The organism is Nocardia uniformis NBRC 13702 (assembly GCF_001613345.1).
GTDB classification, from domain to species: Bacteria; Actinomycetota; Actinomycetes; order Mycobacteriales; family Mycobacteriaceae; genus Nocardia; species Nocardia uniformis.
The window spans coordinates 101,230-116,410 of sequence record NZ_BDCE01000044.1 but is presented as its reverse complement, the minus strand read 5'-3'; the positions used below and the strand labels follow the sequence as shown (position 1 = coordinate 116,410).

At 66.3% G+C, this 15,181-nt stretch carries 11 protein-coding genes and 1 pseudogene; 5 read left to right on the top strand and 7 right to left on the bottom strand.

Going from position 1 to position 15,181, the window contains the following annotated elements; all coding sequences use genetic code 11:
• Nucleotides 1–4: 4 nt before the first annotated feature.
• The 3 genes from NU1_RS13435 to NU1_RS13425 all read right to left on the bottom strand — a co-directional run bounded on the left by NU1_RS13435 (nt 5) and on the right by NU1_RS13425 (nt 1,948).
• Nucleotides 5–427, bottom strand: a complete 423-nt coding sequence (locus NU1_RS13435; protein WP_157552190.1) for a hypothetical protein — start codon at nt 425–427, stop codon at nt 5–7.
• A 379-nt stretch (nt 428–806) separates the two neighbouring features.
• Nucleotides 807–1,040 (bottom strand): hypothetical protein, encoded by a 234-nt coding sequence (locus NU1_RS13430; protein ID WP_067521083.1) that lies wholly within the window; start codon nt 1,038–1,040, stop codon nt 807–809.
• Nucleotides 1,041–1,132: 92 nt separating this feature from the next.
• The gene (locus tag NU1_RS13425; RefSeq protein WP_067521080.1) at nt 1,133–1,948 is read right to left on the bottom strand and encodes an RNA polymerase sigma factor SigF; all 816 of its coding nucleotides are present in this window, start codon (nt 1,946–1,948) and stop codon (nt 1,133–1,135) included.
• Nucleotides 1,949–2,439: 491 nt separating this feature from the next.
• Between NU1_RS13425 and NU1_RS43795 the strand changes: the two genes are divergently transcribed.
• Nucleotides 2,440–2,574, top strand: a complete 135-nt coding sequence (locus NU1_RS43795) for a hypothetical protein (protein ID WP_281221113.1) — start codon at nt 2,440–2,442, stop codon at nt 2,572–2,574.
• 45 nt (nt 2,575–2,619) lie between these two features.
• Nucleotides 2,620–2,754, top strand: coding sequence for a hypothetical protein (locus tag NU1_RS43790; protein WP_281221112.1), 135 nt, complete (start codon nt 2,620–2,622; stop codon nt 2,752–2,754).
• Nucleotides 2,755–3,696: 942 nt separating this feature from the next.
• Here the strand turns inward: NU1_RS43790 and NU1_RS13410 are convergent.
• Entirely contained in the window at nt 3,697–4,920 is a 1,224-nt protein-coding gene (locus NU1_RS13410; protein ID WP_067521072.1) for an RNA-guided endonuclease InsQ/TnpB family protein, read from the bottom strand.
• Between the two features lie 108 nt (nt 4,921–5,028).
• On the opposite strand from NU1_RS13410, the pseudogene NU1_RS40275 reads away from it, so the two are divergent.
• Nucleotides 5,029–5,264: pseudogene (locus NU1_RS40275) on the top strand (IS200/IS605 family transposase); the annotation flags it as partial.
• A gap of 66 nt (nt 5,265–5,330) precedes the next feature.
• On the opposite strand, the gene NU1_RS13405 reads toward NU1_RS40275, so the two are convergent.
• The 3 genes from NU1_RS13405 to NU1_RS13395 form a co-directional block, all read right to left on the bottom strand.
• The gene (locus NU1_RS13405) at nt 5,331–6,293 is read right to left on the bottom strand and encodes an acyl-ACP desaturase (RefSeq protein ID WP_067521069.1); all 963 of its coding nucleotides are present in this window, start codon (nt 6,291–6,293) and stop codon (nt 5,331–5,333) included.
• A gap of 175 nt (nt 6,294–6,468) precedes the next feature.
• Entirely contained in the window at nt 6,469–8,460 is a 1,992-nt protein-coding gene (gene ligA / locus NU1_RS13400) for an NAD-dependent DNA ligase LigA (protein WP_157552186.1), read from the bottom strand.
• 311 nt (nt 8,461–8,771) lie between these two features.
• Nucleotides 8,772–10,193: a glyceraldehyde-3-phosphate dehydrogenase gene (locus NU1_RS13395; RefSeq protein ID WP_371859788.1), complete on the bottom strand. Its 1,422-nt coding sequence runs from the start codon at nt 10,191–10,193 to the stop codon at nt 8,772–8,774.
• A gap of 262 nt (nt 10,194–10,455) precedes the next feature.
• Between NU1_RS13395 and NU1_RS13390 the strand changes: the two genes are divergently transcribed.
• A complete protein-coding gene (locus tag NU1_RS13390; RefSeq protein ID WP_084521254.1) occupies nt 10,456–14,463 on the top strand; it encodes a non-ribosomal peptide synthetase in 4,008 nt (1,335 codons plus the stop codon).
• Entirely contained in the window at nt 14,460–15,158 is a 699-nt protein-coding gene (locus NU1_RS13385) for a DUF6875 domain-containing protein (RefSeq protein ID WP_067521064.1), read from the top strand. The genes NU1_RS13390 and NU1_RS13385 overlap by 4 nt, the downstream gene beginning before the upstream one ends.
• Nucleotides 15,159–15,181 lie beyond the last annotated feature (23 nt).

Below are 15,181 nucleotides of genomic sequence, written 5' to 3'. Positions count from 1 at the left end.
AAGCTCAGTCGACGGCATTGGCCGCGTCGTAGGCGCGCAGCATCGGGGTGAATTCATCGCAGCGGAAGCGGGCGCTGATGCCCAGGGCGTCGCGTGTCTGGCGAGCCGTGAAGCCCGCTTCCTGCCCGAACCGCACTTCCAGCGAGGCCAGGCCGCTCGCATTCGTCGAGTATTCCGGGTCCGTGGAGATCAGCCCCCTCTCCCGCATATCGCCCAGCACCGCACAGTGATCGGAGACGAGTTCGACGATTGCCCGCGTGGCCTCCTCCGGCCCGGCCGCATCGTCGTCGAGAGATGTGCCGTAGACGGTCCGGGAGTACTCACGTGCCAGCTGGTCGTCGGTGAGCGTGGCGGAGCCGTCCCCGAAACCGCACGCCGCCAGGAGTGCGACTGTTGACGTAATAGCGAGCACCGCAGCAAATCTCATATTGTCCCTTGGTCATCGCGATCGCATTGTCCGAGTGCTGCGCCCGCAGCGGTCAATCGAATGCGCCCCGACCGATTCGTTCGGGGCGCATTCACTTTCCGCGCTGGCGACCGGTAGCGGTAATGTCTACTCGCACAACGTGATTCATTCCGAAAGTCTCTCAGCTGATTGCCCGCGACCGATGGCAGCCCAGGCTGCGACTCCCGTCGACAGGAGTTGTCGCGCGGGCCATGATCCATGCTGATGACCGATCTTGCCAGTATCCAATTGAACTCTGGCACAAAAGGTCACATGGGCACATCAACAGCAGCGCCCCGAACGCTGCCGGGAGCGCGCGGGTCAGAGGGACGGTTCGGACCAATTCCGCAGGCTGCTCAGGTCACGGGCTGGGTTGCGGGAGATCGACCTTGCAGTCATCCACCGTCGGATTCATGCCGAGGTAGTTGAGCGGCCCGGCCAGGATGGTCACCGCGATGGTTCCGGTGCTCGCGCAGTTGGTCGGCGCGCTACCGAAGTAGTCCCGTTGCCCGGCGGCGACGGCACCGATAATCAGCCATACCAACACCAGCACCGTGACCAGGCTGGAGATCCTCGAGCGGCCACCCCTGCGCATCTGTCTGCCCTCGTTCGCGAATGTTCTCATTTCATTTTCTCCTGGATAGTTGGATGTCGGGCTGTTCGCCGCGCTCAGCAGCGCCGCAATGTTCAGTCGAGTAACGCCTGCTCGCGCAACGCATTGAGAGTTCGAGCCAAGACGCGCGAAACCTGCATCTGGGAGACGCCGAGTCGTTCCGCGATATCGATTTGGCGCTGGGATTCGAAGAACCGCAGGATCAGCACTTCGCGTTCCCGTTCAGCGAGGGCTTTGATCAGGGGCCGCACAGTCAGGCGGTCCTCGATGACGCCATAGTCCGGCTCGTCGGCACCGAGGCTGTCGCGGACGGAGATCGGCGCGGAGTCGGCGTCATTGCCGACCGGCTCCTCGAGCGAGCAGGTGCGGTAGGCATTGCGAGCCACCAGCGCCCGGGTTACTTCGACACGATCGATGCCGAGCTCGTCGGCGATCTCCGTGGCGGTGGGCATGCGGCCGAGCTGTTGACACAGCAGATCGACGGCGGGGCCGATCGCCTGGTGAATCTCCTTGAGTCGCCGCGGTATTCGCACTGCCCAGGTGAAGTCGCGGAAGTGTCTGCGGACCTCGCCCATGATCGTCGGCACCGCGAAGGCCAGAAAGGGCGCACCGTAATCGGGATCGAATCGATCGACGGCGAGCACCACCCCCACCCGGGCGCACTGCAGTAGGTCCTCGGCATTCTCACCGCGCTGGGCGAACTTGCGGGCGATATGTTCGGCCAGCGGTAGACAGCGGCCGATCAGCTCCTCCCGCAACGCGATTCGATGCGGGTCGGTGGGGTCCAACGCGGCGAGTCGAGCGAACGATGGCTCGATATTGTCGTAGCTATCATTGCCACCGCGTGCATATCTCGGTCGAGTGGGCGTCGTTGTCGATGGAGTACTCATCGGTTCTGCCTCTAATCCAGCTGCAGTCGACAGGGTGGGTACACCGAACACCGGCGATGGTGAACGGGATCGGGGCCGCCGCGTATCGGGTGGCCCGGTTACGTGAAAGGCGAGGCCGACCATTGTCCGGCCGCCGATCGGCGCCGCGATATCGAGGCGGGGATCGGGCCCCGGACCGGGCCCGGCCACATTGCCGGGTGCGGCTGCTGCTGCGACGTCGCGGAGATGGCGGAGGTGTGCAGGTGAGGTCCCTGCGTCGACATGCGGCAGTTCGCGTGGGCGGTATTGCGACTCGAGTCGGTGTGGAGCACGAGTAGCTCGATGGTGACGATCATCGCGATCCTCGAAGCCTTCGCGCGGAACTGCTGCTGCTCTCAGTAGACACTGTTCGGGACATTGTGTCAACGCTGTAGGTCTACACTTGGGATCTACAGGATTACGGCTTCACCTCCGAAGACAAACCAGCGCAACAAGATCGGACACGGTCCGTCATGGCGACCTACCTGGACTCCCCCAACCTGCCCTTCAGCCTGCACTTCCCCGATGCCGAATCGCCCGCGGTCGCGGCCGCCGCCCGTGACTGGATCGCGCGCGGACAGATCTTCACCGTCACCCTCACCACGTAGACGGACACGGTCGAAAACCGCTACCTGATAGTGAATTTCGGTGCGGTGAGTTGCCTTACCGTGCACAACACCGATGCCCGCGACGATTCACAGGAACGGCGCATCACCTACGGCGCGGCCCTCACCGCCACCGGCGGCCTCGAGATCGAAACCCGAGCACTGTCCGCCCATACCGGTTGACGCGCATGATTACCGATGTCCGCCCCGCCAGCCCGGCGGGGTATCGATCGGACATCCCGGATCGGCCACGCCCATTAGGCCACGCCCCCGCAGGCCTCGCGTGGACACTCATATTCGCCTACATACTCGCCGGAATCGAGTCCAAGATTGCGGTGACGTGGTCGACGAATACCAAATGCCCCGGCGCCTAAACGACGACGAGCTCGGCGTTCGGGGGAGCGGCCGCGAGCCGTCGAGCATCCGCAACCGGCACGTTGGCGTAGGCCGCACCATGCCAAATATGTACGGGTACAGCAATATCAGCGAGGTCGAACCCCTACGGTCGAGCGAACATCACCGTCAAATCCCCGCGCCTCCCCGGCTGCCCTGTGTGAAAGCCACCCCGATATTGGCCACGATCTTCGCCGCCAACTCCTCATCCCGGCCGGACGATTGCGATCAGCCGCCGACATCTGCGCAATCAGCCCGGCGAGACCGCGCGGCTCCCGAACCACCCCCCCATCCGCGCCGCGACCGGGCGCGCCAGCAATGGAAACCGGCGCAATACCCGCAACCCTCCCCCACGCTTGCCATCACTCTCGTCCGCACTGGACACGCGCTTCTCGAACGAGGGCGGGCGAGCTGACCACCGCCGCACGGGTCACCCTGTCGGGCAAGCGATACGCGCACGCCAACGCATGGACCACCACCGGAAACACCGAGCATCGCGAACTGATCCAGCCGGAGCCGTCCGCCACCGCGCTCACGGTATCGACCCAATCCACGATCCGCCGACGCGGCAACATCGACGACACCCTATCCCGGCCGATCGATCGTAGTAACGCGCAACCCCGCCGCCATTGCGGCAGCATCGGCGAAATGCACAGCCTCCCATATGTGATCCGGACATCATCGTCCATGGCATGGGGTTGACTTCCTCCTGGTCCTGAAGGGCCGGGATTCCTACGCAGCCTCACCATGTCCGGTGGGGTCTGTTCGGGGGGTTCCTGCTTCACCGGCAACCGCTCCGGCGAGCCGGAGTCTCACATCGCCTCCACAAGCGTTTAACGACTCCGCAAGCCCTGCGGCGTCGATAATGTTCACCGCGGCGTTGTAGTCCCGATCCAGGACCACCCCACACACGCACACCCACTGCCGAACACACAACGGTTGACGGTCCCCGACCACGCCACACACGCAGCAGGTGCGGGTAGACGGGAACCATCGGTCGATCGTGGCGACAGTCCGCCCATACCGGGCGGCTTTCTCCTCCAACAACCGAACCAGGGTGGACCAGCCGGCATCATGGACCGACTTCGCCAACCTGGTGCGGGCCATACCCGCCACCGCCAAATCCTCCACGGCTACCGTTTGGTTCTCACGGATTAGCCGGAGGGCGAGTTTGTGGTGGTGGTCGAGCCGTGTTTCCCGCACCTTCCGGTGCAACACCGCGACCCGGACTCGTGCCTTTGCCCGGTTGGCCGACCCTTTCCGCTTGCGCGACAACGCTTTCTGGGCTCTGCTGAGACGACGTTGTTTGGCGCCGAGGTGCCGTGGGTTGGGGATCTTCTCCCGGGTGCCGTCCGACCGGGCGATCGTCGCCAAGTCGGTGAGCCCCAGGTCGATACCGGCGACAGTCGGTGAGGCCGGTAGCGGCGTCTGTTCGACCTCCACGACGAACGACACGTAGAAGCGGCCGTCCGGTTCGCGGAGCACCGTGACACTCGTCGGCTCCGACGGGAGCTCCCGTGACCACGCGAGTTTCACGTCCCCGATCTTCGCCAGGCGTACGCCCCGGTCGGTGACACCGAATCCGGTGCGGGTGAACCGAATCGACTGCCGATTGTTCTTGCGCGACCGGAACCGGGGTGCCCCTATCTTGCGGCCTCGTCGTTTTCCGGACAGGGAGTCGAAGAAGTTGCGGTAGGCGCGACGCGCGTCCTGGCAGGCCTGCACCAGCACCACCGAGGACACCTCCGCCAGCCACGCACGTTCCGGTGTCGATTTGGCGATCGTAACGACCCGCCTCTGCACATCGGTGTCGCTGATCTTCACACCTGCGGTATGGGCGACTTGCCGAGCACGTACCGCATCGTTGAACACCGTCCGCGCGCACCCGAACGACCGGGACAGCATCTTCTGCTGATCCCCGTCCGGGTAGGCGCGGTAACGGTATCGAACAAGCATTCGAATACCGTAGCAAGTAGGGCTATGGACCGTGGCTGTTTTCACGCTGCACGCACCCTTGGTCGTCGTTGTCGGCGCTCTTCGATATCGAAGCGCGCTGACAGTCGTCAACTGTCGAAGCTGGTGAACTCACGCAAGGGTGTCTCCTCGCGGCAGTTGCGCAACTGCGATACCGGATGCAGACTCACCGTGAGCACCTGTGGTCGCCGTCGTACTTCGCAGCCTCTTGCGGTGGCGCGCCCCTCTCGATCATCGCCCAGTATGCGCAACAGCAACGCCGCCCCGATCTAAAGGGGATCGGCTATCCCGACCCTGAAGAACCGGGCTTGCGCCGAAAATCATAGGTCAACTGGCCGAATAAGGAATCCGGCCAGTTGGCCCCTCGGTTCCCGATAGTCCTCGGTCCCCGATTACCCAGCGGCCGTGAGGGCACGCTCGGCTTTGGCCGCTTCGCGAGCCAGCAGGCGGTCGCGCTGTTCCTCGAACCGGATGACATCGCGTTCGAGTTTCTCGAGATATTCACCGAGTTCCTCGCGGCTTTGTTCGCCGCGTGCGGTGAAATCGGTGCGCTCGAACACCTTCCACGTTCGCAGGACCGGCCAGAGGACGTCGTCGAGGTGCTGCCGCAGGTCGTAGATGCCGTGTTTGACCATCAGCACGCCGTTGCGACGCCAATTGGGCATGCCGTGGCCGGGCATCGCGAAGTTCTGCACGACCTTGGTGATGGCTTCGATTGTCTGGTCGGGGGTGAGGTCGAACGCCGCGGCGGTCAGGTTGCGGTAGAAGATCATGTGCAGGTTCTCGTCCGCGGCGATACGCGCCAGCATGCGGTCGGCCACGGGGTCGGCGCACACCCGGCCGGTGCTGCGGTGGCTGACACGGGTGGCGAGTTCCTGGAACGTGACATAGGCGACCTGATCGAGCACACCGCCGTAGCCCTCGGGTGTGTTCACACCCTTGGTCATGTGGAGCATCCGGTCGCTCTCCAGGGCCACCGGGTCGACGCTCCGGGTGACCACGAGGTAGTCGCGCATGGCGATGCCGTGGCGGTTCTCCTCAGCGGTCCAGCGCCCGACCCAGGTTCCCCACGCGCCGTCCATGCAGAAGTTCTCGGCGATGGTGCGGTGATAGGAGGGCAGGTTGTCCTCGGTGAGCAGATTGGTGATCATCGCCACCCTCGCAACCTCCGACAGCCGCGATTGCGTTGGGTCCCAATCGATCCCGCCCATCGCAGCGAAGTTGCTACCCTCGTCCCACGGCACGTAATCGTGCGGATTCCAGTCCTTGGCCGTCGCTAGGTGCCGGTCGATATTCTGGCCGACGACCGGCTCCAGCGCGGTCAGCAGCTCCAATTGGGTCAAATCTTTCGCCATGCAAAGCCCTCCGATGTCGGTGAGAACAACTGCATATCCACAAACCGCTCAACCTAACGAGATCCCCCGCACCGCAGCGGCCGACGAGCACCCCTCGACACGACACGACGGTCTCGGCCACGGCCGTCACGCCCAACAATAGCCAGACCGGTCGTGTCCGCACGTGATAACAGGCCTAGATAACCTTGGCCGCTATCAGCAGGTTCCAGATCTCGCCCTGGTCGACGACCTCGACGCCGAGCTTCTCCGCCTTGGTCAGCTTGCTCTCGCCGACACCCGCACCGGTAATGAGCAGGTCGGTATTCGCGGAGACCGAGGACGCCGCTGTCGCGCCCGCCTTCTCGCACAGGCGTTGAAATGTTGGGCGGGCGACCTTTTCACCGGAGCGCGGGTCGCTGATCGCGCCGGTGATGACTACCGATTTGCCAGCCAGGGGCGCACCGGCCGCCACCACCGGGGGCAGGTCCTCCTCGCGCACATCCAGACTGACGCCCGCCGCTCGCAGCCGCTCCAGCTCCGGCCGTAGGCGATCCAGATGTGCGGCCAGGGAGGCGGCGACCTTCGGTCCGATATCCTCCACCGCCACGAGCCGTTCCTCGCCCGCGTCGGCGACCTCCTCCAGGGAGCCGAATCCCGCCCGGGCCAGGCGTGCGGCGGTGCCGTCGGAGGCCATCGGGATGGCCAGACCGATCAGCGCGCGGCGCAGGCCGACCTGACGGCTGGCGTCGATGGAGTCGATCATCCGCGCGGCCGAGACCTCGCCCATGCGGTCGAATTCGAGCAGCCGCTCCTTGGTCAGCGTGTAGAAGTCCGACGGATGCTCCAGAATGCCCGCCTCGGCGAGGCGTTCGATCCACACCTGCCCGATGGCGTCGATATCCGCCGCGGCCCGCGACGCCCAGTGGATCAACCTGCGCACCGTCTGTGCCGGGCAGGAAACGTTGGTGCAGAACAACTCTCGACTATTGCCCTGCTCGGTCACCGGCTGCGCGCACGAGGGGCAGGCGGTGGGCGGCACGATCTCGCGCTCCTCGCCCGTGCGTTTGGCGGCGTCGAGCACGCCCGCCACGAACGGGATCACATCACCCGCGCGGCGCACCAGGACGGTGTCACCGATCTTGATGTCGCGGGCGCGGATCACCTCCTGGTTGGCCAGTGTCGCCTTGGTGACCGTGGTGCCGCCGACGAATACCGGCTCGAGCCACGCGACCGGGACGATCTTGCCCGTCTTGCCGACGTCCCAGACCACATCGGCCAGCAATGTGGTCTTCTCCTCGGCGGCGAACTTGAACGCCAGCGCGCCACGCGGCGAATTCGAGCGGGTGCCCGCCGCGGCATAGGCATCACGGTCGGCCAGTCGCAACACCGCGCCGTCGAGGTCGTAGTCCAATTGATTGCGACCCTGCTCGATCGCGGTGATCGCCGCCTGCGCCTGCTCGGCGTCGGCGCAGTGCCGCATCTGCGCGCCCGTAATCCCGAGCGCCCCCAGGCTTTCCTCCAGATCGAGCGCGGTGCCGCCCTCGGAGGTGTCCAGGTCGAAACCGAAGAACTGCAGGCGTCGCTCGGCGACGGTGGCCGGGTCCTTCGCGCGCAGGGTGCCCGCGGCGGCGTTGCGCGGATTGATCAGCGGCTTGTCCGGGTGCGCGGTGTTGTAGGCGGTGAAGGTCGAGCGCAGCATTACCGCCTCGCCACGCACCTCCACCCGGCCCGGGACGTCGATCCGCTCGGGAACTCCATCGACCAGGGCACGAACCAGCATGGTCACATCGTCACCGGTGGTGCCATCACCGCGGGTCACCGCGCGCATCAGCCGCCCGTCCTCGAAGACCAGGGCCAGCGATAGGCCGTCGAGCTTCGGCATCACCACCACCGACTGGCCGGGGAAGCGATCGAAGAACGCCGCGACCTGTGCGGGCTTGGTCGCCTTCTCGAGTGACAGCATCGGACGCGAGTGCCGGATCGGCGCGTGCAGCACCGCGGGCGCACCGACCTGACCCAGCGGATTCGGGTCGGGCGCGAGGTCGGGATGCGCCTCGACGAGCCCCCGGAGCTCGTCCTCGATCGCGTCGTACTCGGCATCCGCGACCAGCGGCGAACCCTGGTAGTAGGCCTCGCGCAGCGCCACAATCCGGTCCGCGAGCTCTTGAATCTGTTCCCCAGTTTCCACGACCCAGACGCTACCGATACCGACCGACATCCACGTGAATGTCGACGCGGGCAGCGGTCGATTCGCCGACGCGGCGAAGGCCCCTGCCGAGCAGGGGCCTTCAGCGTTCAGGTGCCGACCTACTTCTCGGCCACGCGGGGCCGAGCGGGTAGCCGGGAAACCACCACACGTTCCGCGACCGAAGCACCCGTCATTCCGGCGCGCTTCTCGGCCGGGATCCACACTGCGCGGCGTCCGAGTGTGGATTCCGGCCAAAAGCATGCCGGAATGACGAGGATCATTGCGTGCGGGACTTCTGCCCGGGCGCTTGGTTACCCCCGCGCGGACGTTGTGAGCACCGGAGCGGCGGTGCGGTCCGGCCGCGGGTAGGTCGGGTATTCGATCCCCGAGATGTACTGCACCGTCCGGACCACCTGGCAGGAGTAGCCGAATTCGTTGTCGTACCAGACATAGAGGATGGCGGTGTCGCCCTCGACAATGGTGGCGTTGGCGTCGATGATCGACGCCGCGCGGGAGCCGATGAAATCGCTGGAGACCGCGTCCGTGGCGGCGGTGTAGTCGAGGTTTCGGCTCAGCGGACCGGCGAGGGAAACCTGACGCAGGTACGCGAGGACATCGGTCTTCGTGGTCTCCTGCCGCAGTTGCAGATTCAGGATGGCGACCGAGACGTCGGGGGTGGGGACGCGGATCGAATTGCCGGTGATCTTGGCCTTGAAGTCGGGCATGGCCTTCGCGACGGCGGAGGCGGCACCGGTTTCGGTGAGTACCAGGTTGAACGGCGCGGATCGGCCGCGGCGGTCGGCCTTGTGGTAGTTGTCCAGCAGGTTCTGGTCATTGGTGAACGAGTGCACCGTCTCCACGTGACCGCGGACGATGCCGAACTCGTCATCCATGGCCTTGAGCGGCGGGACGATCGCGTTGGTTGTGCACGAGGCGCACGAGAAGATCTGCTGCGACAGGTCCAGGTCGCGGTGGTTGACGCCGTGCACGATATTGGGCACGTCGCCCTTGCCGGGCGCGGTGAGAACGACTTTCGCGATACCGGGGCGCAGGTGCTGCGCGAGGCCGTCACGGTCGCGCCACCGACCGGTGTTATCGATCAGGATCGCGTCCTTGATCCCGTACTCGGTGTAGTCGACGGTCGTCGGATCATCGCTGTAGATGAACTTGATGACATTGCCGTTCGCGATGATCGTGTCATTGGCGGTATCGACCTTGATCGTGCCGTTGAACTGGCCGTGCACCGAATCCCGGCGCAGCAGCGACGCGCGCTTGGTCAGATCGTCATCGCCGCCCCTGCGTACCACCACGGCACGCAGGTTCAGCCCATTGCCGGAGCCGACCTTCTCGATGAGCAGGCGGGTGACCAGACGACCGATGCGGCCGAAACCATAGAGCACGACATCTCGGGGCCCCTGGGGCTCTGCCTTATTGCCGTTGGTCACGTCATCCAGGACCGTGACAGTGAAGTCGCGGATCGACAGTCCGCGGTCATCGGCGCGATAGGCCGCGACCAATTGACCGAGATCGATCTTGCAGGGTCCCAGATCCAGTTCGCTGAGCACCCGCAGAATGGGCAGCGTCTCGTGCACCGACAGCTCTTCGCCCTCGATCTGACGCGCGAAGCGGTGCGTGCGCAGGATGCTGATCACCGACTTGTTCACCAGTGACCGGCTGTGCAGCAGGATCGTGACGCCCTTGCGCCGATACAACGTGCCGATGATGGGAATCATCGCCTCCGCGTCGGCTTCCTGAGCGTTCCAGCGGTCAAGTTGTTCGGTAGTCAACACACGTCCTCGGGTTTCCTGGATTCGTTCGCCGTAGTGATGCTAATGAGGGCCGCGATATCACCGAGACCGGCCACCCGGTCGTGAGGTCGACGGCGGTGTGTGCTGACGGCCGGGCCCCGGCGGTTCATCCCTGATCGGGCTCGGCGGATGAAGTAGGTTGCAACGGACAGTTCGATCAACGCTGTTCGGGGGGTAAGGAGGCACGGTGCCGCGGGCCGATACAGACCCGGTCGAGTCACGATCCGCGGTGCGGACGGCACCCGCCACCGCTGCCGCGGAGACCGGCCTGCCACTGTCGGCTACGCAATTGCGCTGGTGGGTCGCCCAGCAGCTGTATCCGGAAGTGCCGAATACCGTCGCCATGTATCTGGAGCTGCGCGGTCCGCTGCGTGTGGACCTCATGCGGGAGTGCACCGCGCGGGCCGCGTGGGAGTTGCAGTCCCCGCATCTTCGGTTCCGACTCTCCGGTGGGTATCCCGAACAGTTCCTGGACCCCGACGCGTTCGCCCCGATGGGTTATGAGGATCTCACCGCCCGCCCCGGTCCGGCCGCCGTCGCGATCGCGCTCGAATGGATGGAGCGCGACCACAGCTCGCCGCTGAACCTGCTCACCGACCGGCTGACCGCCGCCACCGCTTTCCACGTCGGACCAGATATCCATCTGCTGTACCTGCGCAGCCATCACATTGTGGTGGATGGCATCGGCGCCGCGGTGGTACTGCGGCGCACCGTCGAGTTGTACACCGCCGCACTGGGTTCGGTGGCCGAACCAGCAGAGGATGGCGAGTCGGGGACCTCGTCGCGGAGCCCGTTGACGATCGCCGAACTACTCGCAGAGGAGCGCGCCTACTCCGATTCGGTGCGGGCGCGGTCCGATCGCGAGTACTGGTCGGAGCAGCTGGCGGGTATTACCGAGCCGGTACGACTGGCCGGACGATCGGCGGTCCGCCCCCGCCCGCCGCACCGGGTGGCGGCGACACTGCCGGAACGGACCGCCGATCGCCTGAGCGCCTGGCGGCACGACGGCGGTCATACGTTTCCGGAACTGACCATCGCGGCTTTCGCCTGCTACCTGGCCGCGATGGCCGATACCGACGAGATACTGCTGTCGCTGCCGGTGGCGGCACGACCGACGGCGGCGTTGCGGCGGTCGGCGGGCTCGGTATCGAATGTGGTCCCGCTGCGGCTGCGCGGTCTTCGCGATGCCACCGCGGCGGAGGTGGTCGAGCAGGTGCGGGCCCGGGTGGTCGGCGCACTGCGGCATCAGCGCTGCCGGTATGAGGACATCCTGCAGGATCGAGGTGAAACCCTCACCGCGCGAGGCAGTTTCGGCCCGGTAGTGAATTTGCTCGGAGCCGTAGAACCATTGCGCATGGGGACCCTCACCGCGCACGTGCACCTGCTGGCATTGGGACCGGTAGAAGATCTGCTGGTCAACGGCTATCAGCTCGGGCCCGACGAGCAATCGATCACCATAGGCATGCAAGCCAACTCGGAGCTGTACTCCGAGGCTGCGCTCGCCGCACATCACCGGCAATTTCTGGCCTACCTCGATCGCTTCCTCGCCGAGCCGCGACAGCCGGTACGGACATTGGATCCCGATCGCGTCCTGCCGGTCACGAAGGCGTCGCGAACCGACCGACTACTACCGGATCTCTTGCGCACCAGGCTGACCGGTGACCACAGCGCCGACTCCCCCGTCGGTCCGCAGTTGGCCCTCGACCGGGTCGCGGTCCAGGATGGCGTCCACACCTGGACCTATCGCGAACTGGACGAAATGTCATCACGGTGGGCGCGCGAGCTGATCGAATCGGGGGCAGGGCCGGGCACTTTCGTGCTGGTGGCGGTGCCACGGTCGGCCGAATCTGTACTCGCGATGTGGGCGGTGGCGAAGACCGGGGCCGCCTTCGTGCCGGTCGATCCCGCCGATCCGGCCCGACGAGCGGCAACGGTCGCCACGAACTCCGGCGCGCGCTGGGGTTTGACCGTGGCCACCGTCCGCGGTGAACTCCCACCGCAACCAGTCTGGCGGTCCCTCGATGATCCGGGGACCCTCGCGCGGGTACAACGACGGTCCGGCGCGCCGATCCGGGACGACGAGCGGATCCGGCCGCTGCACCCCGATCATCCGGCCTATCTCATCTACACCTCGGGCACCACCGGCACCCCGAAGGGTGTGGTCGTCAGTCACCGCGGACTCGGTCCGCTCACCGACCACATTGTCGAACACTATGGGGTAGACCGGGATTCGCGGGTGCTGCACGCGCACGCTCCCTCCTTCGACGCGCATCTGCTCGAATTGCTCGCCGCCTTCGCGGGCGGGGCTCGGCTGATTGTCGAACCACCCTCGGTGGTGGCGGGAGCCGAGCTGGCCGGGTTGTTGAACGACGCCGCGATCACCCATTTCCTCACCACCCCCGCGGTATTGGCGACCCTGACCCCGGCGCAGGTGCTCCGATTGCGGGTCGCGGTGGTGGGCGGCGAGGCCTGCCCCGCCGACCTCGTCCGCCGCTGGGCCCCCGCGCTGCGATTGTTCAATGGGTACGGCCCCACCGAAACCACTGTCATGGCAACGCAATCACCGGCATTGACCACCGACGGACCGGTGCCGATCGGTCCGGCGCTGCCCGGGGTGCGGACACTGATTCTCGATAGCCGACTGCGCCCGCCGCCGCCGTGCGGACAGGGCGAGCTGTACCTGGGCGGTCCCGCTGTGGCACAGGGCTATCTACATCGGCCCGGTGCCACCGCTGAGCGCTTCGTCGCCGATCCCTTCGGCACCGGCGAACGCGTCTACCGCACCGGCGATCTCGTCCGCTCGGCGGCCGATCATGCCCTGGAATTCCTCGGTCGGGCCGACGATCAGCTGAGCGTGCGCGGCCGTCGTGCCGAACCAGCGGAGGTGGAGGCCGCGCTGACGACGCTGCCCGGGATAACGCATGCCGTCGTCACCACCCACGACGGACCGCACGGGCTCCGGCTTATCGGATATATCGTTGCCGCCCAGGGAAACAAGCTCGACCACGCCGATCTCACCCGCCGCCTGCGCGAACTGCTGCCCGCCACACTGGTGCCCGCGCAACTGGTCGAGCTGGAACGACTACCGGTCACCGCGCACGGCAAGATCGATCGAGCCGCCCTGCCCGCGCCACCGATCGTGCAGCGGCCCTATCGCGCCCCTGAATCCGAACCACAGCGCCTGGTCGCCGACCACTTCGCGGCACTGACCGAGACGACGCGCGTCGGCCTCGACGACGATTTCTTCGAACTGGGCGGCAATTCCCTGCTCGGCGTGGCGCTTTCGGCCGAGCTGGCCGCCGCGACCGGGCTGCCGGTGACGGTGCGCTGGCTCTACACCGCCCCGACCGTGCGAGAACTCGCCGCGCGCATCGCCGACCACGATGGCAGCACCGCCACCGATGACGCCCTCGGTGTTGTGCTCACACTGCGCCGCAAAGGATTCCGTCCGCCGCTGTTCTGCGTGCACTCGGCCGTCCCGCTGGCGTGGTGCTACGCGGGATTGGCCCGCCAGGTCACCGACCGGCCCGTCTACGGCCTGCAAGCCCTGACGTTGACGGGTGAACCGCGCGACGGCGCCAGCATCGACGATCTCGCCGACGGCTATGTCGAACAGATCCTGCGGGTGCAGCCCGACGGGCCCTATCATCTGCTGGGCTGGTCGCTGGGCGGGCAGATCGCCCACGCCATCGCCGTCCGGCTGCGCGAGCGCGGCGCGCGAGTCGCGACCCTGGCCATGCTCGACAGCGTCGTCTTCCCCGACTCCATGTCGCCCCCGTCGACACCGCGCATGCGGGATCTGCTCACCCACCTGCTCGGTGACGAACCCGAGGACGGTGACGCGCTCGCGGACCTCACCGCCGAGGCGGCGGCCGCCGAATTGGCGACCGCCGCAGCCTCCTTCGGCACCGGTCTGACCGCCGAGCAGCTGACTCGCCTGCATCGCTGCTACGCCGACGGGGTGCGCCTGTCGCACGGCTACCGCCCCGGTGTCTTCGACGGTGATCTGCTGTACTTCTCGGCCACCCGCGGCGTGACCGAACTGCTCGGAGCGCAGCTGTGGCGGCCCTACGTCACCGGCGCGCTCATCGAACATCCCGTCGAGACCGTCCACGCCCAGCTCGTCAATGCCGACGTCGTCGCCGTCATCGGTCCGGTTCTCGACGCGCACCTGCGGCGGGAGGACCTCCGATGAGGACCGGACCGCGCACCGGCGTGCACTGGTGGAATGTGTACGCGGACCCCGAGCAGTGGAAGCGGCAGGGGCGGGCGGCCGAAACGCTACTGCGGTGGATGGACGATTATCTGCCCCGCCCACATCCGGAGCTGGGGCGGCCGGGAGCGGTGTGCCCGTTCGTGCGCAACAGTGCGGCACAGCAGCTCATCTGGGCGGGATCGGCCGGGGGCGGCGACGCGTTGTCAGCGCAGCGCATCAACCACACCCTCGACGACGCGTTCGAGCTGTACTGCGGGCTTATGCGGGAAAGCCCCACGGACGCACGGCGTTTGACGCTTGTCACCGTCTTTCCGGAGCTGACCCGCTACGACATGATCGATGCCGTACACCGGGCGCGTAAGACCCAGGTGGTGGCGGAGGGACTGATGCTCGGTCAGTTCTATCCGGGCTGTCCGGTGCCGGGACTGTGGAATCGCGACTTCCATCCACTGGACGCCCCGGTGCCGATGCTGGTGCTGCGTCCGATGATGAGCACCGACTTCCCCTTCCTGGTCTCCCGCGCCGACTGGTTGTACGCGTATTTCACGCGGTTGGCACCGGACCTGCCCCGCAACCTGCGCTGGGCGATTGCCGACCGAATGCTGGTCGACGGCCCGGATGCGGATGCGATCACCGAACTCCGGGTGCATTCCGCCGACGAACACGCCCGCTGATCACCGAAAAGCGACCTCGGTCG

Excerpts from the sequence above, each read along its gene's own strand:
- NU1_RS13395 (WP_371859788.1), bottom strand. The coding sequence starts at position 10,193 with ATGATTCCCATCATCGGCACGTTGTATCGGCGCAAGGGCGTCACGATC.
- NU1_RS13430 (WP_067521083.1), bottom strand. The coding sequence starts at position 1,040 with ATGCGCAGGGGTGGCCGCTCGAGGATCTCCAGCCTGGTCACGGTGCTG.
- NU1_RS13425 (WP_067521080.1), bottom strand. The coding sequence starts at position 1,948 with ATGAGTACTCCATCGACAACGACGCCCACTCGACCGAGATATGCACGC.
- NU1_RS13410 (WP_067521072.1), bottom strand. The coding sequence starts at position 4,920 with ATGCTTGTTCGATACCGTTACCGCGCCTACCCGGACGGGGATCAGCAG.
- NU1_RS13435 (WP_157552190.1), bottom strand. The coding sequence starts at position 427 with ATGAGATTTGCTGCGGTGCTCGCTATTACGTCAACAGTCGCACTCCTG.
- NU1_RS13385 (WP_067521064.1), top strand. The coding sequence starts at position 14,460 with ATGAGGACCGGACCGCGCACCGGCGTGCACTGGTGGAATGTGTACGCG.
- NU1_RS43795 (WP_281221113.1), top strand. The coding sequence starts at position 2,440 with ATGGCGACCTACCTGGACTCCCCCAACCTGCCCTTCAGCCTGCACTTC.
- NU1_RS13405 (WP_067521069.1), bottom strand. The coding sequence starts at position 6,293 with ATGGCGAAAGATTTGACCCAATTGGAGCTGCTGACCGCGCTGGAGCCG.